Source organism: Bacillus sp. Y3 (assembly GCF_008123875.1).
GTDB lineage: Bacteria > Bacillota > Bacilli > Bacillales > Bacillaceae > Bacillus > Bacillus altitudinis.
The window spans coordinates 794,720-819,715 of sequence record NZ_VSSC01000001.1 but is presented as its reverse complement, the minus strand read 5'-3'; the positions used below and the strand labels follow the sequence as shown (position 1 = coordinate 819,715).

Genomic DNA, 24,996 nt, shown 5'->3' with positions numbered 1-24,996 from the left:
TACGAGTGAGGCGGGGAAAAGATTCACCGGATGGAAGGTTCATTTAAATGCCGATCGAGTCGATGGCGGATTGAACATCTTCTTTCAGCTCAAAAAATGTGAGTCTTTTTTCGATTTTTTCGATTAAGGCGTCAATGGCTTCACCTGACATATGGGTTTGGATGTTCCTTTGATGTTTGTACACGTTAATCAGAAGGTCATCAATCAGATCTACTATTTTTTTGGCTTCTTGGCGATCCTCTGCAAATTCATTTTGAAGTTGATGCCGGATGGCTCTAATCAGCGCTGTTTTCTGTTCTTCTTTGATCTTTGCCTTCAAAGCAGCTAGCTCTGCTGGTGTCATGTCTTCCGTGTTAAAGTTTGTTTTTGAGAAGATGGAGCTTGATGTATGCGTATCTGTCATTCTTTGCAAAAAACGATCTGCATCTGTTGGTTGTTTCTTTGAAAATTCCATTTGTCGTACTCCTTAAGAAATACCCATGTTCTTGGCTAGGGCCGTATCTGCATCGTGGTATTGTTTTCCTAGCTGGCTCATATCATCTGATATTGAGTCCAACCACCTTTTCATATTCATCGCATGATCAATCGCTGCATCATACTTTTTGACCGAATAGAACTCATTTTCAAGACCCTCTGTTTTTAAGTGGCGAATGACAGCATCCACATCTGAAGCCGTCAGCTGGTCATACGAACCAAAACCGACAATTTGTTTGTATCTTGAACGTACTCGTTCTACCGATTGATCCACTTTGTCATCGAGTTTCTCAATTTTGCGAATGATTTGCTGCGTATGGTGCTCGGCATATGTGGAGAATGTACGACCTGTGTTCATGAGAACATGCGACTTGATTAAAATCGCTACCACACTTTGCGGGTGAACATTTGATTGGCTCAATTGATGTAACATGGCGGCAGTGAGAGAAGGGTTTTTTCTCAACATATCATCAATGGTTTGAACGGAGCCATCTGACGAAAAGGAATACCGGTCTAAGCCATGGCTGCCGGCGAGGGCTTCAAGAAATAAATTCGCATCAAGTGAAGGATTCACACTCATTGCTCGATTGAGGAGATTTTTCATAAATTGGACGGCTTTTGAGGAGTCCTCAGTGTAATCGACGCCTTCAGGTAAAGCGGCATCATACATCAATTTCACACGACCGATTTCTGTCGTATGACGATTTAAGAGAGATAGCCCGTCATTGAGATTGATATATTCTGTTAATCTACTACGGTAATCACCTTTTAATGCTTTGGCTTGCAGACCATCCGATAGATTTGGGTAAATATTCGGATTCTCAAAGGTGACCCCGCCTTTAATAAAATCATTTTTGACAAGAACATAAGAAGCATTTGACCCGCCAAGTGAATGCCCTGTCACATACATCTTCGCATTCGGCATTTTCTTATGGATCTCTTTCGCATACCGGTCCGCTTGCACCATTTGATTCTCTGCACCGTGTTCAAAAGGAATATTTTTAATTAAATACTTCGTATCTGAAATCAACCAATCTTGTACAATCTCATTTGTATAGGTCGTTGTCCCTGTCGTCACCTTCGTCGTCACTTCCTTTGACGTCTCTGACTGGCTAAAAGGAGGCAGCTTTGTCAAAATGGTAGAAAGAAGATCATCTGACTCTTTTTTTCCATGTTTTTTAATGGTATCTTTATATTGGCCTGCGCCAATTGGTTCTGACCCGCGGTAGGCGATGACGGCGTTTTTGATTTTGGTGAGGTCTTTGCCGCCATCGGAGCGCTCGAAATCTTCTTCTGATACAAGGGTTAGTGAGTTAAGCCCTTTTTTTGTTTCTTGGTGGTCAACAACATACATTATTTTACCATTTTTCAAGTGTATATCTTTAGAATTTTCATAGTTGAAGATATCATAAGAGGCTGATGATATTTCATTATATTCTTTATCGCTAAGTTGATTAATTGCATATTTTTTGGCCAACATTTACACTCCTGTAATAATTATCATGTATATTATAAGATATTGTATGGTAAATATCTATAAAAAAAGGTATAAAAACCTATCGGTTGAATATTTAAAAGGTGGGATATTTTTTGTGAAAAAGACATTTAAGGTTGTACTGATTGTTTTGATTACTATCGTTTTTATTCTAGTATTATCACTTGTTTTTCAAAAAGATAAAGAAAAAAAATTGAATGAATCAGAAGGTGAAACAATCGTGAAAGAGAAGAACGATTTAGAACAAGCAAAAGAATTCGCAGAAGAAATGAAACCGAAAGTAGAAGAACGTTTACATAAAATAGATATTCACAACTTTATTAAAACCATTACGTTCGATAAGGGAGTAAATGTTAATCCAATGGGTTATATAATAATTAGAGGGTATATTAATGGTAACCCAGAAAAGTATGACTTCTCTGCATCATTAGAATATCGATCTAAGGAAGTAGGTACCATGACTTTTTCTCCTGAATTATCTTATCGATTTAAAGACTGGGATAAATTCAAAGATGAACCTGAACTAAAGGAAAACTATCTTAAAAGACTCTCCGAAAAAGAACGTGAACAGTATCTTAAAGATATTGGAGAAAAATAATAAAGCAGGTAATCACCTACCTGTTTTTTATTTTGTAATCCATTAAGGAGTTTTGCTTTTTATGAGAAATACAATGAAGTTTTCTATTATAATTGTGGCCGTCATCATTTCAGTAACTGTTTTTATTGTAGAGTACATTAATAAGAGTCTGTCAGATGAAGTAGTGGAAGAGAAAAGTGATCAGGAAAAAGCAGAAGATTTTGCAAAGAAGATGAAACCTAAGGTTGAAGAGCACTTACACAAAAGAGATATTCATCACTTTATCAAAACCATAACGTTTGAAAAAGATGTGACCATCAATCCTATGGGGGGATATTATAATCGATGGCTATATAAATAATGAACCGGAGAAGTTCGGATTTTCAGCTTCTTTACAATATAGAGCTAAAAAAATAGGTTCAATGAGTTATGATCCTGAGTTGTCATATCGTTTTAAAGATTGGGACAAATTTAAAGATGAACCAGAATTAAAGGAAAACTATCTTAAACGACTCTCTGAAAAAGAACGAGAGCAATATCTAAAGGACATTGGAGAAAAAGAGTAGAACAGGTACTAGCCTACCTGTTTTTATTTTGTCAAATTCAATAGTCAGCTGATTAAAGTTCATCAAGGAGTTTTGCTTTTTATGAAAAATATCATGAAATTTTCTATTATAATTGTGGTCGCCGTCATCTCCGTAACTGTGTTTGTTGTAGAGTACATTCATCAGAGTTTTTCAGATGAAGTAGTGCAAGAGAAAAGCGATCAAGAAAAGGCCGAAGAATTCGCAGAAAAGATGAAACCAAAAATTGAAGAATATTTACATGAAAAAGATATTCACAATTTTATTAAAACCATCACATTTAAAAAAAATGTATCTATAAGCCCTATGGGTTATGTCACAGTTGATGGATATATAAATAATGATGCAGAAAAATATCATTTTTCTGCATCATTAATATACAAATCTAATGAAATAGGTTCGATGAGTCATTCTCCTGATTTATCATATCGCTTTAAAGACTGGGATAAATATAAAGATGAGCCTGAAATAAAGGAAAACTATCTTAAAAGACTCTCTGAAAAAGAACGTGAACAGTACCTCAAGGATATTGGGGATAAATAACAAAAAGTTAATTTTTCATTATTAAGAAGGTGGCAACGGTAGACATGAAAAACACAATAAAACTTGTATCTGTTTTGGTCGTTATCATCATTGTCTCAGTGACTTCGTTAATCACTCAGCACAATAAGCAAAGTAAAACAAATGATGTGGTAAAAGAAAAGAGCGATCAAGAAAAAGCAGAAGAGCTCGCAGAAAAAATGAAGCCTAAAATAGAAGAATGTTTACGCAAAGAAGACATCCATCACTTTATTAATACCATAACGTTTAAGAAGAGGGTAACTATTAATCCTATGGGCTACATCGTAATTAGAGGATATATAAATGATGAGCCAGAAAAGTACGAGTTCTCCGCTTCATTAAAGTATAGAACAAAAGAAATTGGTTCAATGAGTTATTCAGGAGAACTAGGAGATCGTTTTGAGAACTGGGATGATTTTGATCCTCAAGTGAAAGAAGACTATTTAAATAGTTTATCTAAAAAAGAACGCGAACAATATTTGAAAGACATTGGAGAAAAAGTGAAATAACAAGTCGACAAAGCCGATTGATTCCCTAAATCAATTTCAAAATATGCTATCATTCCCCTAACAACACTTACAAACAAGGGAGAGCTTTCAAACATGGCAAATAAAAAGAAATTGATCTTGGATGTAGACACTGGAATTGATGATGCGATTGGTATTTTGCTTGCAGTGAAAAGTAAGCGATTTGATATGTTGGGGATCACAACGGTGTGCGGGAATGTGTCTGTTGAAGCGGCTACGTTGAATACGTGTAAAGTGCTTGAGCTGGTTGAGGCAGAGGAAATCCCTGTCATCAAAGGTGCAGCGACGCCTCTTTTGAGAGCCCCTCATTATGAACATCGGGTGCATGGGGAGGATGGAATTGGCGGCGCTTTAAAGGACGCCCGGCCTAAGAAGACCGCGGATGAAGGTTTTGCGCCTGATTTTATCATTGACCAAGTGCTGAAGTATTCGAAGCAGGTTACGCTCGTGTTGACAGGACCGTTAACGAATTTAGCCCTTGCGGTAAAAAAATGCCCTGAGCTGATTCATCACGTAAAAGAAGTCATTTTTATGGGGGGTGTCGTGCAGGGACAGGGGAATGTCACACCGGTTGCGGAATTTAATACATATGCAGATCCAGAAGCGGCGAAATTGGTGCTGGAGGCTGGTTTCCCTTCATTGACTCAAGTAGGGCTGGATGTCACGAGACAGGTCTTGTTAACGGATGAGAGAATTAATGCCATTCAAAATGAAACGTTAGCCAGTTATATCAGAGAGAGCACAAGCATTTACCGCCAGCGCTATTTTGAGCGGAATGGGGTGTGGGCATGTGCCATGCATGATCCGCTTGCTGTAAGTCTTGCAATTGATAAACAACTTGTGAATACACAGGCTTTTCATGTAGAAGTGGAGACGAAGAGTGAGTTCTGCGATGGTCAAATGATATGTGATTTTCAGCATCAATGGGGAAAAGATCGTAATCTTCAAGTGTGTATGGATGTAGATGCTGAAGGGTTTTTTGATTTAATGATCAAAGTCTTGAATTCTTAAAAAAGAAGTCTGTGCAAACAGGCTTCTTTTTTATAAGATGGGAACATGAGGAAATGTATGCGCTCACATGAATGAGGAAGGAGTGAAGTCAATTGGCTTCTGTCAGTTTAAGTAGTATGGATAAGATAAGGGCAGCAAGCAGAGGATTGCCGCCAAAACTGAAAGCAATTGCTGAGCACATTACGAGTGAGCCCCGCGACATCATCCATTTGTCGATTGTCGAGCTTGCCAAAAAGACAGCGAGCTCAGAGGCAACGATTTTTCGTCTTTGTAAAAGGCTTGGATTTGAGGGGTATCAAGATTTGAAGATTGCTATTGCCCAGGAAATAGACCAAACGAAGCCTGATTATGTAGATGAAGAGATGAGTCTTGACGATGATACTGCCGTTTTTATGCAAAAGGTATTTCAGGCAAACATCACTGCATTAAAGGATAGTTTTCAATTGTTGAATCCAGAAGATGTAGAAAGAGCCGTACAATTAATCCATGAAGCAGAGCGCTTAGAGTTTTATGGCAGCGGTGGGTCTGGTCTCATCGCCACAGATGCTTTTCACAAATTTATGAGGACAGGCATCAACTGTATTGTTCATACAGATTCTCACTTTCAAGCGATGTCAGCAGGTCTGCTTGATCAAAAGAGCACAGTGCTTGGTATATCTCATTCTGGTCGAAATAAGGATTTACTGGATGCGATGAAAACAGCTAAGGAAAAAGGAGCGAAAACCATTGGCATTACAAGCTATCAGCGTTCTCCATTGAGTCAGCTTGCAGATGTCACGCTGTATACATCAACGCAAGAAACGGCTTTCCGAACGGAAGCGATGTCTGCTAGGCTTGCCCAGCTTACTGTGATTGATGTGCTATATTTTGCGCTTGCACATTTAAGGCAGCAGGAAACATTAACAAACTTAAAGCAAATGAGAGAAACCATTTCTCAAAAAAGAGTGTAATGGTTTCAAAAATAAATTTTTCTATTAATGAAAAATGCTGTTGTGGTAACGATTCTAAGGTTTTAAATGAAAATTATTTTCTTTTTGGTCGTTGAATGTCGAAAAAAATATTCCTATAATGGGATTTATCAGGTACACCGGCACCACGACACTTTATTTCAAATCAATGATTGGGCGTGATACAGATGAAGGGAAACCAGGCGGTAATTGGTTTGGATATTGGAACAACAAGTACAAAGGCGGTTCTATTTGGACCACAGGGGAAAGTCATATCAAAGCATTCTGTTCCTTATGACCTCATTCACCCCCAGCCAGCATGGGTTGAGCAGAACCCTGAACATATTTTAGATGCTGTGATTGCGAGTGTAAGAGGCGCATTGACGAAAGCAGCATTTGATGCAAAAAACCTCATAGGTGTGGGAATTAGTACGGCGATGCATTCCTTAATCGTCATGGATGAGAATGGAAAAGCATTAACAAACAGTATCATTTGGGCTGATAACAGAAGTGCAGAACAAGCGAAACGAATCATAACGGACTTAGATGGCTTTCAAATTTATAAAAGAACCGGAACACCGATCCATCCAATGTCACCGCTTTCAAAAATACGATGGATCAAGGAAATGACACCTGACGTCTTCAATCAGGCAGCAAAATTCATTTCCATCAAAGAGTATGTCCTTTATCATTTCTTCGGTCAGTATGTGGTCGATTATTCAATCGCATCAGCAACAGGACTGTTCCGATTGGAAACGCTTCAATGGGACGAGGAGGCACTACGTATTGCAGGAATTCAGGTGAATCAGCTGTCTGAACTTGTTCCAACGACGCATCAGCTACGTGGTCTTCAGCCAGAAATTGCGCTGCGAATGGGCATTGAAGAAGATACACCATTTGTTGTGGGTGCAAATGACGGTGTACTAGCGAATCTTGGTGTTGGTGCGATTGGCAAAGGTGAGGTAGCAGTCACGATTGGGACAAGTGGTGCAGTACGTACAGTCGTAAATCAGCCAATTACAGATGAGCAATCAAGAACATTTTGCTATGCATTGACGGACAAGCATTGGGTCGTCGGAGGACCGACCAATAACGGCGGAATTATGCTGAGATGGCTCAAGGATGAATTTGGGTCTTCCGAGGTGGAGGTAGCAAAGCGTCTAGGTGTAGACCCTTACGATCTGATGATTGATATTGCAGAGAAGGTTCCAGCTGGCTCAGAAGGACTGCTGTTTCTTCCATTTTTAACAGGTGAGCGTGCACCTTATTGGAATCCAAACGCAAGAGGCACGTTCTTCGGGATCGGTCTTCAGCATAAGCGCGAGCACTTTATTAGAGCCGTGTTAGAAGGCGTCATTATGAGTGTTTTCTCGATCGGTGTGGCACTAAGAGATTTAACAGGTCCAGCGAAGGATGTCAGGGCTTCTGGTGGATTTGCGAGATCCCCTCTATGGCGACAGATTTTGGCGGATACGATGGGCAGAGAAGTGCTCGTTCCAGAAAGCTACGAGGCTTCCGCACTTGGGGCGGCTGTCCTTGCACTTCATAGTTTAGGTCATATGGAAGAGATAGAAGAGGTGCAGGAATGGATTCGTATTTCTGCCCGCCATGAACCAAATATGAAGAACAATGAAACATACATAGAGCTGTTTTATTTATATGAGCGTCTCTATGACAAACTGAAGGATGAATTTGATGTCATTAGTGCGTTGCAATTAAAACAAAATCGTTAAACATCGGGGAAAAGGTGGGAGAACATGCTTTTATTCATTGTGATTGCGGCGATTGTCCTTTTACTCATTCTCATTACAGTCGCTAAGTTGAATCCGTTTGTGAGTTTGATCATTACCTCTATGCTAGTAGGCTTTGCTACAGGAATGGATTTACAGGAAATCATTCAATCGATTAAAACGGGATTAGGGAACACGTTATCGTTACTGGCGATTGTACTAGCGCTTGGGACCATGCTTGGGAAAATGATGGCTGAGTCAGGGGGCGCTGAGCGGATAGCTCAAACACTCATCAGTCGTTTTGGGACGAAGAATGTGCATTGGGCGATGATGTTTGTAGCCTTTATCGTGGGGATACCTGTCTTTTTCCAGGTCGGATTCGTTCTTCTCATTCCTTTACTCTTTACCATTGCGATTGAAACGGGCATTTCGCTCGTGACGATTGGGATTTCATTAATCGCAGGATTGTCTGTTGTGCATGGGCTAGTTCCGCCTCACCCAGCTGCCATGGCAGCAGTAGGCATCTATCATGCCAACGTGGGAAAAACGATTTTCTTTTCAATCATCGTCGGTTTGCCAACAGCTATTATTGCTGGACCGCTGTACGGTAAGTGGATTGGAAAACGGATACATAAACCAGTTCCAGAGCTGCTCAGAAAGCAATTCACGGAACGACATGCTGATCGAAAGCTTCCTGGTTTTGCGAATACGATGTTTACCATTTTGGTGCCGGTCATTCTTATGCTGCTTGCCACGTTGGCGGATATTATTTTGCCAGAGGATAGTATGTGGTATCAGATGTTCAAGTACATTGGAGATCCCATAACAGCTTTATTGATTGCGACAGTGTATTCTTTCTTTAGTCTTGGCTTTATACAAGGGATGAGCCGTGACCGAGTGCTGTCATTCAGTAACGATTGTTTGGGACCGATCGCTTCCATTCTGCTTGTGATTGGTGCAGGCGGAGCGTTCAATAATGTACTGATCGATTCAGGCGTTGGGGATTATATTGCTGATTTAGCCAAACACTCCCCAATCTCACCGATTTTACTTAGCTGGCTGATTGCTGCGGTTATTCGTGTGGCAACAGGATCAGCTACAGTATCCATGATGACAGCGGCCGGAATTGTAGCCCCAATCGCTGCATCCATGCCGGATGTGAGCAGAGAGCTGCTTGTTTTAGCAACAGGAGCGGGTTCACTGATTTTGTCTCATGTCAATGACTCTGGTTTTTGGCTGATCAAAGAGTATTTTGGTATGACCATTAAAGAGACGTTCTTGACATGGACGGCTATGGAGACCATCATTTCCGTTAGCGCCATTGCATTTATTATGATTATTAATATGTTTATATAACGGGACAACAGCTCAATTCTTCGGAATTGGGCTGTTTTAGCTTGTTGTTATGCCGCTTTTGACAATTTAGGATAAAATAATGATATTGAGCTATGGGAGGCGGACACGATCGAACCTTTAAAACATGTATATAATGAAACATTTATTCAACATTTAGCAGAAAAACTGGCGCAAGCGTCAACTGTATTTGATGCTGATCACTTTCAGCAGCTCGTGTTTCAAGAGGATTGGGAGCAGCTGGAGTTAAAAGGACGAATGAGAAGAGTGACTGAATCGATGCACGCCTGTCTGCCTGAGGATTATGAGAAGGCAATCGATGTACTGCGTCAGACAGCACCGCATTTTACAGGGCTCAGTGCGCTCGTATTTCCAGACTACGTGGAGACATATGGTGTTGACCATTGGGATATCTCGATCAAAGCACTTGAATTCTTTACACCGTTTTCCACTGCTGAATTTGCCGTTCGACCTTTTCTCATTCAAGATCAAGAGAAAATGCTGGCGCAGATGCTTGTGTGGTCACAGGATCAAAATGAACATATTCGCCGTCTCGCTAGTGAAGGATGCAGGCCTCGTTTGCCGTGGGGATTATCCGTCCCTGCGCTGAAAAAGGACCCTTCTGTCACGCTGCCCATTCTAGAAAATTTGAAGTCAGATTCGGCCAAGTATGTGCAAAAAAGTGTAGCGAATCATTTAAATGATATTTCCGCAATTCAGCCAGACCTCATGAAGCAAATGGTCAAAAGCTGGTATGGAACCAATGAACATACAAACTGGATTGTCAAACATGCATCCCGTACGTTATTGAAAAAAGGCGATCCAGATATCATGGCTTTATTTGGCTATGGAGATGATCCGTCTATCCAAGTAACGGATTTGAAGGTGACGCAAGACCCCATTCATATTGGAGAGAAGCTGACGTTTCATTTTATTCTTCAAACTGATAAGCCATTAAAGCTGCGCGTAGAGTATGCCATTGATTACGTGAAAGCTCGTGGTACACGCAATCAAAAGGTATTTAAAATCACAGAATTTGAAACAGAATCGGCGCTGCACAGAGAATTTGTCCGGTCACAGTCGTTTCAAAATATGACAACGAGAAAGCACTATGAGGGCATTCATACATTAACCATCATCATCAACGGCATCCCAAAAGCGTCTGTTGATTTCGAAGTCACAGCAGCTGCTCATGAAAAAACCCGCCACTGAGGCGGGTTTCAGCGTGTAGACAAACCCTCGCATTCTTTGTCAGTCCTGCGTGCTGGTGCTCACGAATGTCAAATTCGCTCTGCGCCAGTACTCGTCCTTCCTGGACTGCAAAGGTTTTCTATCACGCTGAAAAGAAGACAAAGGGCTAAAATCAAGTTCATTTTAGCCCTTTGTCAACAATTTGATACCCGCCATTGTGGCGGGCTTTGCTTGCGTTTCTAAGCTTTCTTTTTCATTAAGAATGAAGCAATGATGGCGGCTGCTAAGAAACCGATACTGATAATCGAGCTAGGTAAGTTCTCTGGTCTGAATAGGAACAGAACAAAACTGACACTGAGTACAAGACCAGCAAATAAAGTGAAATACGGAAATAACCATACTTTGAAATACGGCTCCTGCGGATATCTTGGACGCAGTTTCAAATGAGCCAGACAGATGCTGATCCAAATAAGAGAAACCGCAAAACCAGGAATAGCCAGCATATAGCTGAAAATTTGATCTGGGTACAAGTAAGCAAAGAATGTTCCGATTAAAAGAAACAGAACGGTCACCCATAAACTTAAAATAGGTACACCTCTTTTGTTGACCTGTGCCAGCTTTTTTGGACCGCCGTCTGATTTAGATAGAGAATGAATCATTCTCGTCGTGCCGTAAATACCAGAGTTGGCGGCAGATAGAACGGCTGTAATTAAGACGAAATTAATGAAGTGAGATGCCCCCTGCATGCCAGCTGCTGAAAAGACTTGGACAAAAGGACTGTTATTCGGATCAATTTGATTCCAAGGAATGAGTCCACAAATAATCAAAATCGGCAGTGTGTAAAACAAGATAATGCGCCACATCATACTTTTGACAACACCAGGTAATACCTTTTCTGCATCCTTTGTTTCTGTAATGGTCAGCCCGATCAATTCAGAGCCTCCATACGAGAAGATCACCACTAATAATGAGGCAAAGACAGCACCCCATCCGTTCGGGACAAAGTTTTGGTAATTGGTGAGAACAGGCGTGCTTTGTTCGCTCGGAATGATTCCAAATAATAATGCAGCACCGAGAATAATAAACACAATAATAACGAAAATCTTCATTCCAGCGAACCAAAACTCAATTTCACCGAAGTATTTTACATTATTTAAATTAATTCCGATGACTAAGAGTGAGCAAAGTAAACATAAAGACCATAAAGGTACGTTTGGCATCCAATATTGAAGTAAACTCCCCGCTGCAATGATTTCAATGACACATACAGTGAGCCACATAAAACAGTAAACCCATCCGACAACAAATGAAAAACGTTGACCAAGCGCAATCTGTATGAGGTCGCGAAGGTTGTTCCCCGGGTAGACGATGGCCATTTCAGCTAAAGCCGCCATGACAATGAGAAGAAGCAATCCAGCAAATACATAGGAAAAGATAACTCCAGGACCTGCTAAGCCGATTGTATCGGCACTTCCTTTAAAGATTCCTGTACCAATGACCCCGCCCATCGCAATCATGCGAATATGACGCGGCGATAAAAGCTTTTTTAATTCGTGTTGTTCCTGATTCGCGCTCATGACGTTCTCCTTTTTTAAAATGCTTATGTTCCATTTTCTTTTTTCGAGAGGCCAGTGTCAATATAAAAAAAGAGATTTTTCAGACAAAATAGGCGGTTGATTCTATCAAATGAGCCGTTTTCTTCCATAAATCCTTTCCATGACCCATCCCCAAAATCTGAAACTTCGTGAAAAAATGATCATTTGCCTTCATTCTGACATAAACAATTTTCAGTTTTTGTCGATATATCTTTTGTGTTACTAAAGTCCTAATAAAGAATTGTTTATAACTGTAAAATATTTCAAAAAAGTATGGAAGAATGAAAGGAGTTATTGAAGATGTTTATGAGAAAAGTAAGTGATTCATCGTCGGGGGCCCTTCTTAGTGAAAGCAGTCAATTAGTTGAACGAATTGAGAAGGGAGATTTTTCAGCCAGAATTGATACTGCTGCATTCTCTTCTAGTCAAACAATAGAAGCTGTGGCTCAAATAAATGAAGCGTTACAAAAGATGCAAGAAGCGCAAGAAGATATTCATATGCGTATGAATTTAGTGACAAAAGCGATTCAAGTGGGTCTATGGGATATGACGGTTGTAGCAGGAGATCCTGTGAATCCAAAAAACGAATTCACATGGACAGATGATTTCCGCAAAATGCTAGGTTTTCAAAATGAAAACGATTTTCCGAATGTCTTAGACAGCTGGGCATCTCGAATTCATCCAGATGAGCAGGAATACACTTTGAATGCATTCTCTACGCATTTATTGGATCATTCTGGCCGTACACCGTATGATATCGAATATCGTCTGAAGTTGAAAAATGGCGAGTATCGTTGGTTCAAAGCAACCGGAACGACGATTCGAGATCGAAATGGGGTACCTCTTCGTGTGGCAGGAGCTCTTTTTGATATTCATGATCAGAAATTGAAAGAAGAAGAGCTGCAAGCATTCGTGACAAGATATGACTTGATCAACCGTGCGCTTGTGGAAGCGCCTTGGGATATGGTTGTAGAGGCTGGCGATCCTGTCAATCCAAACAATGAATTCTGGTGGTCTCCGCAGTTTAGAAAAACGCTTGGTTTTATAGATGAAAAGGATTTCCCGAACGTGTTGAGCAGCTGGAGTGATCGTTTGCATCCTGAAGATAAAGAATCGGCTCTCCAAGCTTTTGCGGATCACTTAAATGACCATTCTGGCCGTACACCATTTGACATTGATTATAGATTGCAGAGTAAAAATGGCGAGTATCGCTGGTATCATGCGGGCGGTGAAACCATTCGTGATGAGAAGGGTGTCCCTTTACGTGTCGCAGGAACGATTCGTGATATTACGTTAGAAAAAAATAAAGAAAAAACAGCCAATGAAATGGCTTCCCAAGTAGAGCAGCTTTCAAGTTCTATTAGTGAAATGGTATCTGGTATCAGTTCTGTAACAAACCAAGCACAAGAGCTTGCTGTCGCTCAAGAGCAGTCAACGTCTGCTGCTAATTTGGCGAAAAACAGTGCAGATGAGACGAAGAACATTTCAGACTTGATCAAAGAAGTGGCAAACCAAACGAATCTGCTTGGTTTGAATGCCGCAATTGAAGCAGCAAGAGCAGGCGAGCAGGGCCGCGGTTTCTCAGTCGTTGCTGATGAAGTACGTAAGCTAGCGCTTCATAGTGCCAATGCGACAGAAAATATCGAATCTAGTTTAACTGAAATGAAAACACAAATCGATCAAATTCTTGAAAATATCTCCAATATGACAGCTCTTACGCAAACACAGGCTGCTTTGACAGAGCAAGTGAACGCTTCAGTTGATGAAGTGAATCATATGTCTCAGCGTCTGGTGGCATATTCAAAGAGTATCTAATGTCAAAAAACCGCCTTTTCATCAGAAGGCGGTTTTTTTATTTAAGCATGATCCGCTGGGAAAACAATACCGGCGTCTTTCCTAGCGGTTTCAAGAACCTTCATGACAGAAAGGCTGTCATCAAGCCATTCATAACACTTTTCGACATTTCCTGTTTCAATGATATGCTGAAATGCTTCTGCTTCATAAAACAGGCGGTTTGAATTGGTTTGTGCATTGAGTGAAGTGACTTGGTCTCCTATATGCAGCAACACTTCCTCACAGCCATTCGCACCATTTTTCACATGCAGGAACCCTTTTTCCCCTTGAATCAAAGCGAAATTCATACTGCTTGTATCTTTGCTGCCAACACTTGTGGCGATGAAATCATTGTAAGTAAAAGTTAAAACACCAGATGTGTCGATGCCGTTTGGATGGCGGTTGGCCTGGTAACGAATGTCTTTCGGTGAACCAAATAGATTCATAATGAAATGAACATTGTAGATGTTAATATCCATTAGAGCACCGCCAGAAAACTCTGGGTTAAAGACATTCGGCGTTTCCCCGGCGAGCAGCTGATTATATTTACTTGAATATTGACTATAGTTACATTGAACGAGTTTGATTCTGCCTAATTGATGAAGGTGTTTTTTGATTAAATGATAGTTGGGCATATGAACGGTCGTAATGGCTTCAAATAGGAAGAGCTGCTTTTCCTTTGCGAGAGCGATTAAGGCTTCTAGCTCTTTCACATTAGAGGTAAAAGGCTTTTCGCAAATCACATGTTTTCCGTGTTTCAATGCAGCCGTGGCATGCTCGCTATGTAAACGATTGGGTGATGCGATATATACCGCTTCTATGTGGGGATCTTCTAACATAGCGGTTAAATCCGTATAAGTCGTTTGCACCCCAAATTGATCTGCGAGTTTCTTTGCCGTAGCTTCCTTTCTTGAATAGACAGCGTGGCAAGAAGCACCTTCAAGCTGTTCAATTGCCTGGAGGAAACCTTCCACAATCACACCTGTTCCAATGGTTGCTATTCTCATTCTATTCATAACCCCTTTCATGCGATTGATGTCACGTCAAGCTGTCTCTAGTATACCTGATGTTTTCATACAACGTGTACTTAACAGCTAGGCGCAGAGGGGTGCCAGTAAAAAATACCGGCACATCTTTGGCAGCCTCTACAATTAACTAATGTTAGCTAATGTTTGTTTCGTTAACAGTTGAATGGCCGCCTTCCTCTTTTTTAACTCTTGAATGGATTTTTGAATATCTTCTACTTTTTGTTCGAGCAGCTGTTCCGCTTCTGTTTTCGACTGTTTCTCGAATAGTGACGTGATAATTTCTCGAATTTCTTTGAGTGAGAAATCTAGCTTTCTTGCTTCAGTGATAAAGGATAGCATGAGTACATATTTTTTATCATATAAACGATAGCCGTTATGTGCTCTCTTAGGCTCGGGGAGCACACCCTCATTTTCATAAAAACGAATGGTTTCAATATGTACACCAGACATTTTTGACAATTTTCCTCTCGTAAATGTAATCATTCCCTGCACCTCCTTTCTTTGCTATCCATCATACAATTAGATTTGCTAGTTTCAAAATATTCTCCGATGAACATTTGTTCCTTTTCATACTGTTAAAATGACAGGTCTGTCCTATTCACAGCGGATTTCATAGAATAGGTTATAATAGATGAGGATGAAGTGATTTTTTGTTACAGATATGAACAAGTAGACAGTGTGAGAAAAAAACGATAGGCTAAAATAGGTACATAGTATGATGAACAGCATGTGATCATGTAGATGATCACTCAAAATAGTGACAGCATGTTTTGCTGAGAAAAGGGGAGCAGTGAATGTATAAATTAGTCGCAATTGATATGGATGGTACGTTATTAAATGATCAGCATATGGTGCCGGATGAGGTGTTTGAAGCCATTCAACAGGCGAAGGCAGAAGGCGTTAAAATTGTTTTATGTACAGGCCGGCCGATTGGCGGGGTGCATCGCTATTTAAAAGAGCTGCAGCTTGATCAAGAGGGGGATTATGTCATCGCCTATAATGGAGCGCTTGTACAAAACAGCCATACAAATGAAGTCGTATCAGAATTAACTTTATCCTATGATGATTTGACTTCTTTATATGAACTGAGCCGTCAGCTGGATACACCTATGCATTATTTCGATTCAGCTCATCTATACACACCAAATCGGGATATTAGTGAATACACGGTACTTGAATCGTACTTAACGAAATTGCCGCTTAAGTATTTACCTGTCGAAGAGGCAGACCCATCCATGAGACTTCCGAAGATGATGTATATTGATCAGCCAGAACGTTTGGAAAAGACGATACAAGCCATTCCATCTGAAGTGAAGGATCAGTACATGATGGTAAAAAGCACAGATTTCTTCCTAGAAATTCTTCATCCTGATGTGAGCAAAGGGAATGCCGTGAAGCTTCTAGCGCATGAACTGGGAATTTCTCGTGAAGAAGTGATGGCGATTGGTGACAATGGGAACGACGTGTCGATGCTGAAATTTGCAGGTTGTGGCGTTGCGATGGGAAATGCCATTGATGATGTCAAAGCAGTTGCGGATGTTGTGACAAAATCCAATAACGAAGCAGGAGTCGCACATATCTTGCATGAGCGAGTCATCGGAAAATAAAGAAAGAGCGGTCTACCAATGAGGTAGCCGCTTTTTTATATGTGTGAGAAAAAGTAAACAAGTATACGTCTGCTGTTCAAATTTGTTTTTTCGAGCATCGCCTTTACATGATCATGCACCGTATGAGGCGAGATAAATAACGTACTGGCAATTTCTTTTGTGGATTGTCCTTTTATTAAGCAGTCAAGGACGTTCATTTCTCTTTCTGTTAGCCGATATGTTTTCGCTATATAAGGAAGGATGTCACTTGTTTGAGCTCGTTTAATATGAATCATGACAGCCTCTTCGTGCCCGGCTGCTTGTGCTAAACGAAATGCTTGAAGAGAGAGAAAACGCCCTGTCGGCATTCTGGTGATGCTGACCGCTGTTTGGTCACCGCCGCCATATAAAAGCTTAGCACCTAATGCTCTAAACGGACGGGGCATGATGGCACCGTCATGAATTTGCTCAAAGGTTTGGAAGGTGTGGAGCCAATGAAGTCCGGTTTCATTTCCATAAAGAAGATGGTAATCGTGTGAAAGAATGAGGAAGCCTTGGTGTTCCGCCGTTTCATCTTCTTCCGTTTCTCTTCTTTTAAAAAGTTCATCTCTTAGCTTGGCTGCGAGTGCTGGTGTTTGGCGACTAACCGCTTGTATATCTTGTTCATGAAAAGGTTCCTTCTCCTTTTTTCGATAAAGGCTGGCAATTCCCCAGCATTCACCTTGAATCACAAGGGCTGCCCGCAATTCATCTGCCCATCCGTTAGGCAACAAAATGTGCTGGTATCGACCACTATTGATGTATTCTCCGCTTTGGACGAGACTGGCAGCGTGGACAGGACCTTTCGCTAGATCTTCATGCTGGTGCACATCTTTTTTTAAATATTCATTTTGAAACAGCTCGTTATGTATGGCTTCAATCGGTTCATCTGTAAAAGAACCCGTCGAGAGGAGAGTAGCTGGATCAATGGTTGTGATACAGGCAGCATCAAAATCACAGATAGCAGCAAGTTCATCTCGAATGCTTTTTCTCAGCTGCTGAAAATGAGCGGCTGGATTGTTCATTTGATCTCCTCCTCAATATCCCCACTTTTAGGGATCGTTTTTTCTCATCTATCTTCTTACAATGAAGATAACATACCGTTAGTGTAAAGGGAACGAAGCAAAGCGGAAACTGGAGGAGAAGACATATGAGTGTAAATCAACATTGGCATGATCCTGTTGCTGAATCCTATGCAGCGACAATTGCACATAAAGTACCGGGCTATCATCTTTTGCATGAGCTGACAGTGGATAGAGTAGAAATCGAATTAATGGGATCGGCTTCTCGCATGTTAACAGTCGGAGCAGGTGGGGGCGAAGAGATCATCAACATACTTCAAAGAAATAAAGACTGGCATATCACAGGGGTTGATCCATCTCCAACCATGCTTGATATGGCCAAGCGCAGAGTGGCACAGCTTCATATGCAAGATCGCGTCACATGGTATGAGATGGCCTTAGACAAAGTGCCGGTTGAAAAGTTGTACGATGCAGCAGTAAGTTTGCTTGTCATTCATTTTGTAAAAGATCAGCTGACCTTTTTACAGGAGATCGCCCGCCGGCTTCAACCAGGGGCACCGCTCGTGTTGGCGTTTATTCAAGGAGACCCAGAAACGCCTGCATTTCAGCAGGAGCTTCATATGCTTTCTCTCTTCATGAAGCGTCAAGGCTTGGGAAAGGAAGTGTTTACGTCCTTCCGAGAAAGGCTGGGTGTCACAACATATCCCGTGTCTGAAGAAAAGATGACAGCACAATTAACAGAAGCGGGATTTCAAGACATCAGACCTTATTTTCAAGCTGGCATGATCAAAGGGATTGTTTGTAAAAGAGGCGATAGAAAGGCGGTTGGAAAATGAGGTCAAAAGTGATGGTGATAGGCGGTTATGGACATGTGGGGCAGCAAATATGTCTTCAATTAAGTGACGTGTATCCTGGGCAAGTCTTTGCGGCTGGCCGAAGTTATGAGAAGGCTGAACAATTTGCACGCCAAACGAATGGGCGTGTACGTCCATTTCAGATAGACGTCAGACAACCAATGGATACGGACTGGATGGATGAAACGAAACTCGTGATCATGTGTCTTGATCAAGATGACACGTCATTTGCTGAAACATGCTTACGGTCAGGTATTGATTATCTCGATATTTCAGCAAAAGGAGCCTATATTGAGAAGCTGGCAAAGGTCCATCAACAGCAATTGAACGCAACGGCTGTGCTGAGCGTAGGTCTTGCACCTGGTCTCACCAATTTGCTTGCAGCGAAGGCGGCATCTATTCTGACCTCTGTGGAGCAAATTGATATTAGTATCATGCTTGGGCTAGGTGACCAGCATGGAAAAGCAGCTATTGAATGGACGCTTGATCATGTGCATACGGATTATGAGCTGACGAAGAATCATCAGCGAAAGAAAGTCAAAAGTTTTACTGGAGGGAAACGCATTGATTTTGGCAAAACGCTTGGAAAGCGGCAAGCCTATCAGTTTCCTTTCTCTGACCAGCAAACATTGCCTTCAACGCTCCATGTGCCTTCTGTGACAACAAGGCTCTGTTTTGATTCTGGCATAGCGACACGTGCATTTGCTCTCACAAGGAAACTCGGAATGACGTCCCTTCTCACGATGCCGAAAATCAAGGAACGAGCCATTTCACTGATTCAATCTGCTCAAATGGGTACAGATCAATATGCAGTGAAAGTGGAAGCGGTAGGATTGAAGGGTAACGAAATTCATCAAGCAGCGCTTGGAATAAAAGGTCGCGATGAGTCTCAAGCAACGGCTCAAGTCGCCAGTGCTGTGGCACTGCATGTATTGAGCAAGCAGTTTCAGGCAGGTGTCTTTCATATCGAAGAATTATTTTCATTAGCGTATGAGAATGGTGATTTTGCGTTGGTGGATCAAAAAACGAACGAAAAGCACGCATTAGCATTGAGAGCCAGCCCTTTAACGGCATAAAAGAAAACGACAAAAGATACGCATCAGCTCAAAAGTACAGGTCAGTCATGTGGGCGCTTTATTCATGATCCGAAAACAATAGCTTGCTCGCCATGTAAATGGCCGAGAGGTGGAAGAGATTTAATCAAGGATTGTAGTCGGAGCTGATATAATGGTTACATTGGGCAAATAAATCTCAAGTGGGTGTTTACAAGTGTTAGATACAGAACAAGATGTAGTGAAGAATTATATAGATTCACCCCAAAAATTGAAAAATTTATATAGACGAGTATTGTTCGTTGTCAGTCTATCGCAAATATTTGGAGGGGCTGGAATAGCTGCAGGAATTACGGTAGGTGCCATTTTAGCGCAACAAATGCTTGGAACTGAAGCCTATGCAGGAGTCCCAATCGCTTTATTTACTTTGGGGTCAGCTGGGTCAGCTTTCATTGTAGGAAAGCTTTCGCAACGTTATGGACGACGCATCGGTTTATCGACAGGTTTTGTTGCTGGAGGGCTCGGAGCAATTGGCGTTGTGCTGGCAGCTATGATGAATAGTGTCATTTTATTATTTGCATCGCTCTTCATTTACGGAGCAGGAACATCCACGAACTTACAAGCGCGTTATGCTGGGACGGACTTAGCGAATTCTAAACAGCGTGCAACTGCCATTAGTACAACAATGGTCATGACAACATTTGGAGCAGTAGCAGGTCCGAATTTAGTTGAAGTGATGGGTAAATTTGCAGTGTCCATTGGTGTTCCAGCACTTGCCGGTCCTTTTATTTTATCAGCAGTAGCATTTATTGTAGCTGGTCTTGTCCTTTTTATTCTGTTGCGTCCTGATCCATTAGACATTGCCCGAAGAATAGCAACTTACAAAGCAGAACATGGTCATGGAAATAAAGCAGATGCTGCTGATAAAAAAACAGATAAAAAAGGGCTTACAGTAGGTGCCACAGTGATGATCTTAACTCAAATTGTCATGGTGGCACTCATGACCATGACACCGGTGCATATGCAGCATCATGGTCATGGATTAGCCGAAGTGGGCATTGTGATTGGTTTTCATATAGGTGCTATGTATCTTCCTTCACCTATCACGGGTGTACTTGTAGATAAACTAGGACGAACAGCTATGAGCATAGCGTCGGGCATCACATTGTTACTTGCTGGTTTATTGGCAGCATTCGCACCAAGTGATTCAATGATTCTATTAATCATTGCTTTGTCTTTACTTGGATTGGGATGGAACTTTGGTTTAATTAGTGGTACTGCTCAAATAGTGGATGCTACAGAACCATCATCCCGGGCAAAAACCCAAGGAACACTCGATGTTTTTGTTGCGTTAGCAGGTGCTTCTGGCGGTGCCCTTTCAGGAATGGTCGTTGCGAATACGAGTTATGCTACATTATCTTTAAGCGGAGGAATTTTATCGTTAATTCTCATCCCTGTCATCATTTGGTCTTTTAAAAGTAAAACATAATGCAGCTCTGTGCTCATCCATCACAAAAAAGACATGCCTCCAATCATAGGAAAGCATGTCTTTTTTGAATCTCTCTTCACAGGATGCTAGTCTTCTTATGATGCTGAGGACACATCTCCTTTTTTCTTGATACTGGCTTTAATGAGCTCAGTCAATGTGTCAGAGCCTTTTGTGGAAAGGTGAACACCATCTGGCTGAAAATAGGATGGCTGTCCGGTAGCGGCTGAATGCCAATCGACTAAGCTCACATTGTGATGTTGATTGGCCACACGCTCAATGACTGCATTCACATCATTTTCCCAAGATCTTGGAACGCGAGTGTTCACAAGGAAAATATGTGCTTTCGAGAAATGTTGAATGAATGAAGTCAAAGTTCCCTCTGTAAAATAACCATTTGTGCCAAGCTCAATAATAACAGCGGCATCAGCCTTGTTAAAAGAAGCATATTGAGGGGCGATGCGGATGGCTTCGTTCATTTGCCTTCCGACCCTTGCGTCAATGGTGATTGGTTCATAGGCCTTTTCTAAATTTGAAGCAATGTCTAACATGACGGAATCACCAATGGCAAGAACTTGGTGAAATTGTTTAGGATCCGCTGCTTTTTTCTCATGTTTGTCTTTCTTTTTCTTCACTTTTGATTCTGTCTGACCGCCTGCCTTTTGGGGCGCTGTCTTAATTTGTGTTACTTCTTGTGCATGCGGGGATGTATGAGACGAGCTAGACATGCCAATGGTAAATAAAATCAAAAGGACTGCGGCAATCCCAAGAAACACTTTATTGGACATAGACCATTGCTTGATTCCTGTTTTCCAAATCGACCAAGAGGCAAAATAGTGTCTAAACCCGAGTTTACGAATCGGCTGTTCGATCAAACGATAGGAAGCCTCTGATATGAGTAGAATTGCGATGAGCTGCAATGTGACACGTCCCATAGAAGGCTGTCCAATCTCAATGACCGGTGTGGTCAGCACGATAATTGGATAATGCCATAGGTAGATGCCATAAGACCGCTTCCCGAGCCAAACGAGTGGTTGAAAAGACAGCCATTTCCCAATAAGACTGGCAGGATGGCAGACACACGCAATTAAGATCGCTGCATTCAGACAGAATAAAAGCATACCGCCTTGGTAGAGAAAGCCGTCAAATTCGTCGACTGCATAAACACATAAGAGGAAAATGACCATCGAACCGAATCCGGCTATATGTAGTATACGTCTGCCGACAGGAAGTAATTTTCTGCTGGAAAGTCTGTGCATGGGCCAGACAAATGCAAGACTGCACCCGATGAGGAGTGCAAACGCACGTGTGTCTGTTCCATAATAGATCCTGCTCGGGTCAGTATCCGGTGAATAGAGATTGGCCATCCATAAAGCAGATACAAGTGCCAGACCAAAGGTGATCATAGGAAGATGGGATCTATTTTTCACCCATTTCAGTCCAGCAATCAACAGTACCGGCCAAATGAGATAAAATTGCTCTTCAATCGCCAAAGACCATAAATTTTTTAGTGGAGATACAGCATTGAAGCTGTCAAAGTAAGAGAGCTGATGAAAAATGTACCACCAGTTACTCACATAAAAAAAGGACGATAAGGCATCGCCGCGAATGGACATTAATGCATTTGAACCAGCAATGGCGCACCAGCTGACGATTAAAAAAATCATGACGTAGGCAGCTGGAAGCAGCCTTCTGATGCGGCCCATCCAAAAAGGCAGAAGCTCTTGATAACCCAAATCCTGCTTATGCAGCAAGATGGTTGTAATCAAGTAACCAGAAATCACAAAAAACAAATCAACGCCAAGAAACCCGCCGCTTGCGGGTTCAATATGTAAGTGATAAGCAATGACCGCCAATACGGCAACAGCTCTCAGCCCATCTAATCCTAATATGTAACGTAAACGGTTTTCCTTGCTGTTCATGAAAAAGAATCCCCCATCAATGTCAAACGCGTCTTTTTTGTTGTCACTCCAAAAGAACAACGATTCTTTTATTTTATATAAGATTAGACGAATCAGCATTACATTTTGTTGGCGAATTTCTGTCTTTTTTAAAATTTTTTTATATGAAGAAACTTTCTAAGGCTTGAGGGATTCTTATTTTTATACTCAAACCGAAAATCCCTGTCATAATAAAAGAAGAAGGAAAGGGGATGTGTTGAATGAGAACGATTGAAAATGATCTGTTATTGGTTCAAATCAGTGAGAGAGGTGCCGAGGTGAGAGAGGTGCTTCATAAAGAAAGTGGACGTCAATATATGTGGTCTGGTGACCCTGCTTATTGGGGCAGAGTGTCGCCCGTCTTATTTCCGATTGTCGGACGGTTGAAGGATGATCAATACAAGATAGACGATCAAACGTATCAACTCTCGCAGCATGGATTTTTGCGTGATGTTGATTTTGAACTATTTGAAGAAGCAAAAGATCAGGTGGTTTTTCAATATCAATCAAATGGCCGTCACACGTCACAATATCCGTATGAATTTACAGCGCGCATCAGTTATGCACTGTCGGAAAATGGACTAACGATTTCCTGGGAAATTGTTCATGAAGGAGATGGCACGATGTATTTCTCGATTGGCGGGCATCCGGCATTTCATGTCCCGCTTGTTGAAGGCGAGCAGACAGCTGATTATTCACTCACATTGGCACCTTCCACCGAACATGATCCAGTCCAATATGAACTTCATGATTCACTTGTGAGAGAGAAGGAGAAAGGTGTTGAGTTTGAGCCGATTCAACTTCGCCCAGAACTTTTTCAGAACGATGCAATGATCTTTAGTCATATTGATCAAGTATCATTGATTTCTCAAGCAGGTCACGGCGTTGAGGTCGATCTCAGTGGTTTTCCGTTCGTTGGTATTTGGTCTCCATATGATCAAGAAAAGGGAACAATGGCTCCTTTTGTTTGTATTGAGCCTTGGTATGGGATCGCTGATATGGAAGGGACAAATGGGCAGTATAAGGAGAAATTCGGCATTCAAACCTTAGAGAAGCAAGAGACCTTTCACGCAGCTTACACCATTTTCTTTAAATGAACATTTGTGCATGGTGAAGTGAACAATTTGTTATGATAGAGGAAAAAAGGAGGCGTACGAATGGATCGGGACAAACAGCAATTAAGTATTGAAGCAGCAAGGCTCTATTACTTATCTGATTACAGTCAGCAGGAAATCGCCAAGCAGCTTGACCTGTCGAGGCCAACGGTGTCTCGTCTGCTTCAGTATGCGAAGGAAAAAGGGTACGTCCAAATTACAGTGATGGACCCATTTGAGGATTTAAATGAGCTGTCCTTATTGCTGAAAGAAAAATATGATCTGCTCGAGGCTCATGTGGTATTTTCACCAAAGGACGATTATCCAACGATTACGGATTACTTGAGCCGGTTTGGTGCAGATTATCTTCAGAATACGGTGAAAGACGGCGATATCGTTGGAGTGAGCTGGGGCACCACGATGTATCAAATTGCTCAAAAGATGCAACCTAAACAGGTAAAAGGGGTAGAAGTTGTTCAGTTGAAAGGTGGAATCAGCCATTCACATGTGAATACATATTCTGCGGAAACGATTCAGCTGTTTGCATCAGCTTTTCAAACGGCACCACGCTATTTGCCACTGCCTGTTGTGTTCGATAGTGCCGCCGTTAAAGAGATGGTCGAACAGGACAGACATATTCATCGCATTATTGAAATGGGCAAACAGGCAAATATCGCTGTGTTTACTGTTGGGACGGTAAGAGATGAGGCGCTTTTGTTTAGGCTTGGTTATTTCCGTGAAGAAGAAAAGGCGTTGCTCAAGACATCCAGTGTCGGAGATATCTGTTCACGTTTTTATGATCAAGAAGGACGCATTTGCAGTGAAGCGATTAACAATCGCACAATCGGTGTGGAGCTGGATGATTTGAGAACAAAAGAGCGCTCCATTCTTGTTGCTGGTGGACATCGAAAGGTTGCCTCTATCCATGGGGCGCTGAGAGGAAAATATGCGAACGTATTGATGATCGATCAGCACACAGCAAGAGCTCTTTTAAATGTCACAAAATAGATGAACAAA

The 24,996-nt window shown here is 41.6% G+C and carries 22 protein-coding genes and 1 pseudogene; 16 read left to right on the top strand and 7 right to left on the bottom strand.

Annotated elements, in window-relative coordinates; genetic code table 11:
- Positions 1 to 43: 43 nt before the first annotated feature.
- Entirely contained in the window at positions 44 to 454 is a 411-nt protein-coding gene (locus FXF70_RS04180; RefSeq protein WP_148779875.1) for a hypothetical protein, read from the bottom strand.
- Positions 455 to 466: 12 nt separating this feature from the next.
- The gene (locus FXF70_RS04175) at positions 467 to 1,954 is read right to left on the bottom strand and encodes a lipase family protein (protein WP_262368774.1); all 1,488 of its coding nucleotides are present in this window, start codon (positions 1,952 to 1,954) and stop codon (positions 467 to 469) included.
- A gap of 112 nt (positions 1,955 to 2,066) precedes the next feature.
- Here FXF70_RS04175 and FXF70_RS04170 point away from each other — a divergent pair, with 112 nt between their 5' ends.
- From FXF70_RS04170 to FXF70_RS04130, 9 genes and pseudogenes are all read left to right on the top strand, one after another.
- A complete protein-coding gene (locus FXF70_RS04170; RefSeq protein WP_041092634.1) occupies positions 2,067 to 2,567 on the top strand; it encodes a DUF1433 domain-containing protein in 501 nt (166 codons plus the stop codon).
- 61 nt (positions 2,568 to 2,628) lie between these two features.
- Positions 2,629 to 3,112 (top strand): annotated as a pseudogene (locus FXF70_RS04165) (DUF1433 domain-containing protein).
- An 81-nt stretch (positions 3,113 to 3,193) separates the two neighbouring features.
- Positions 3,194 to 3,673, top strand: coding sequence for a DUF1433 domain-containing protein (locus tag FXF70_RS04160; RefSeq protein WP_146271823.1), 480 nt, complete (start codon positions 3,194 to 3,196; stop codon positions 3,671 to 3,673).
- Positions 3,674 to 3,717: 44 nt separating this feature from the next.
- The gene (locus FXF70_RS04155; RefSeq protein WP_148779873.1) at positions 3,718 to 4,200 is read left to right on the top strand and encodes a DUF1433 domain-containing protein; all 483 of its coding nucleotides are present in this window, start codon (positions 3,718 to 3,720) and stop codon (positions 4,198 to 4,200) included.
- A gap of 93 nt (positions 4,201 to 4,293) precedes the next feature.
- Positions 4,294 to 5,229 (top strand): nucleoside hydrolase, encoded by a 936-nt coding sequence (locus FXF70_RS04150; RefSeq protein WP_035704018.1) that lies wholly within the window; start codon positions 4,294 to 4,296, stop codon positions 5,227 to 5,229.
- A 116-nt stretch (positions 5,230 to 5,345) separates the two neighbouring features.
- Positions 5,346 to 6,179: a MurR/RpiR family transcriptional regulator gene (locus tag FXF70_RS04145; protein WP_039165382.1), complete on the top strand. Its 834-nt coding sequence runs from the start codon at positions 5,346 to 5,348 to the stop codon at positions 6,177 to 6,179.
- Between the two features lie 185 nt (positions 6,180 to 6,364).
- Entirely contained in the window at positions 6,365 to 7,909 is a 1,545-nt protein-coding gene (gene gntK / locus FXF70_RS04140; protein WP_148779872.1) for a gluconokinase, read from the top strand.
- 24 nt (positions 7,910 to 7,933) lie between these two features.
- A complete protein-coding gene (locus FXF70_RS04135; RefSeq protein WP_008347326.1) occupies positions 7,934 to 9,262 on the top strand; it encodes a GntP family permease in 1,329 nt (442 codons plus the stop codon).
- A 108-nt stretch (positions 9,263 to 9,370) separates the two neighbouring features.
- Positions 9,371 to 10,471 carry a DNA alkylation repair protein gene (locus tag FXF70_RS04130; protein ID WP_395947856.1) on the top strand — a complete coding sequence of 367 codons (1,101 nt, stop codon included), beginning with the start codon at positions 9,371 to 9,373 and terminating at the stop codon, positions 10,469 to 10,471.
- Positions 10,472 to 10,689: 218 nt separating this feature from the next.
- Here the strand turns inward: FXF70_RS04130 and FXF70_RS04120 are convergent, their stop codons facing one another.
- On the bottom strand, positions 10,690 to 12,027 hold the full coding sequence (locus FXF70_RS04120) for an amino acid permease (RefSeq protein ID WP_007498042.1): 1,338 nt from the start codon (positions 12,025 to 12,027) through the stop codon (positions 10,690 to 10,692).
- A 318-nt stretch (positions 12,028 to 12,345) separates the two neighbouring features.
- On the opposite strand from FXF70_RS04120, the gene FXF70_RS04115 reads away from it, so the two are divergent.
- Positions 12,346 to 13,860, top strand: coding sequence for a methyl-accepting chemotaxis protein (locus tag FXF70_RS04115; protein WP_148779869.1), 1,515 nt, complete (start codon positions 12,346 to 12,348; stop codon positions 13,858 to 13,860).
- Between the two features lie 41 nt (positions 13,861 to 13,901).
- Here FXF70_RS04115 and FXF70_RS04110 read toward each other — a convergent pair whose 3' ends face one another.
- Positions 13,902 to 14,885, bottom strand: a complete 984-nt coding sequence (locus tag FXF70_RS04110) for a Gfo/Idh/MocA family protein (protein WP_148779868.1) — start codon at positions 14,883 to 14,885, stop codon at positions 13,902 to 13,904.
- A gap of 144 nt (positions 14,886 to 15,029) precedes the next feature.
- Positions 15,030 to 15,389, bottom strand: coding sequence for a MerR family transcriptional regulator (locus FXF70_RS04105; protein WP_007498034.1), 360 nt, complete (start codon positions 15,387 to 15,389; stop codon positions 15,030 to 15,032).
- A 311-nt stretch (positions 15,390 to 15,700) separates the two neighbouring features.
- Between FXF70_RS04105 and yidA the strand changes: the two genes are divergently transcribed.
- Positions 15,701 to 16,513: a sugar-phosphatase gene (yidA, locus tag FXF70_RS04100; RefSeq protein WP_146271032.1), complete on the top strand. Its 813-nt coding sequence runs from the start codon at positions 15,701 to 15,703 to the stop codon at positions 16,511 to 16,513.
- Positions 16,514 to 16,548: 35 nt separating this feature from the next.
- Here the strand turns inward: yidA and FXF70_RS04095 are convergent, their stop codons facing one another.
- The gene (locus FXF70_RS04095; protein ID WP_148779867.1) at positions 16,549 to 17,556 is read right to left on the bottom strand and encodes a helix-turn-helix transcriptional regulator; all 1,008 of its coding nucleotides are present in this window, start codon (positions 17,554 to 17,556) and stop codon (positions 16,549 to 16,551) included.
- 125 nt (positions 17,557 to 17,681) lie between these two features.
- Here FXF70_RS04095 and FXF70_RS04090 point away from each other — a divergent pair, with 125 nt between their 5' ends.
- From FXF70_RS04090 to FXF70_RS04080, 3 genes are all read left to right on the top strand, one after another.
- Positions 17,682 to 18,389 (top strand): class I SAM-dependent methyltransferase, encoded by a 708-nt coding sequence (locus FXF70_RS04090; protein ID WP_148779866.1) that lies wholly within the window; start codon positions 17,682 to 17,684, stop codon positions 18,387 to 18,389.
- Entirely contained in the window at positions 18,386 to 19,483 is a 1,098-nt protein-coding gene (locus FXF70_RS04085; RefSeq protein ID WP_148779865.1) for a saccharopine dehydrogenase family protein, read from the top strand. Before FXF70_RS04090 ends, FXF70_RS04085 begins: the two co-directional genes overlap by 4 nt.
- Before the next feature lie 193 nt (positions 19,484 to 19,676).
- Positions 19,677 to 20,948 carry an MFS transporter gene (locus tag FXF70_RS04080; RefSeq protein ID WP_148779864.1) on the top strand — a complete coding sequence of 424 codons (1,272 nt, stop codon included), beginning with the start codon at positions 19,677 to 19,679 and terminating at the stop codon, positions 20,946 to 20,948.
- A gap of 95 nt (positions 20,949 to 21,043) precedes the next feature.
- On the opposite strand, the gene FXF70_RS04075 is transcribed toward FXF70_RS04080, so the two are convergent.
- Complete coding sequence (locus tag FXF70_RS04075; RefSeq protein ID WP_148779863.1) at positions 21,044 to 22,867, bottom strand: acyltransferase family protein; 1,824 nt, start codon at positions 22,865 to 22,867, stop codon at positions 21,044 to 21,046.
- Between the two features lie 239 nt (positions 22,868 to 23,106).
- Between FXF70_RS04075 and FXF70_RS04070 the strand changes: the two genes are divergently transcribed.
- Both FXF70_RS04070 and FXF70_RS04065 read left to right on the top strand, forming a co-directional pair.
- Positions 23,107 to 23,982, top strand: a complete 876-nt coding sequence (locus tag FXF70_RS04070; RefSeq protein ID WP_148779862.1) for an aldose 1-epimerase family protein — start codon at positions 23,107 to 23,109, stop codon at positions 23,980 to 23,982.
- Positions 23,983 to 24,042: 60 nt separating this feature from the next.
- Positions 24,043 to 24,987 (top strand): DNA-binding transcriptional repressor DeoR, encoded by a 945-nt coding sequence (locus FXF70_RS04065; RefSeq protein ID WP_046526802.1) that lies wholly within the window; start codon positions 24,043 to 24,045, stop codon positions 24,985 to 24,987.
- Positions 24,988 to 24,996 lie beyond the last annotated feature (9 nt).